Genomic DNA, 231 nt, shown 5'->3' with positions numbered 1-231 from the left:
AAAAGAAGGATTCAAATTGACTACGAAAGTCTTTAATGATTATGTACAACCGAATAAGGCTTTGGCTTCCAAGCAAATCGATGCGAACTTATTTCAACATAGTGCCTATCTGAAAAAGTTTTCAACTGATAATAAACTTGATCTAACAGCGGTTGGTACCGTACCAACACTAGGGATGGGGATTTATTCTAACCAGTATAAGAGCTTAGATGAGATCAAAGACGGTGCGAC

Annotated in this window: 1 protein-coding gene; it reads left to right on the top strand. The window is 37.7% G+C overall.

What is annotated here, in order from left to right:
* Nucleotides 1-16: 16 nt before the first annotated feature.
* On the top strand, nucleotides 17-231 hold a 215-nt coding region (locus RMT89_RS45680; protein ID WP_315889642.1), incomplete at its 3' end, for a MetQ/NlpA family ABC transporter substrate-binding protein.

Origin of the sequence: Streptomyces sp. P17 (assembly GCF_032436805.1) — a bacterium.
In the GTDB taxonomy this organism is placed as follows: domain Bacteria; phylum Actinomycetota; class Actinomycetes; order Streptomycetales; family Streptomycetaceae; genus Streptomyces.
Note: the sequence above shows the minus strand (reverse complement) of the source record. Positions and strands in the feature narration are given on the sequence as shown.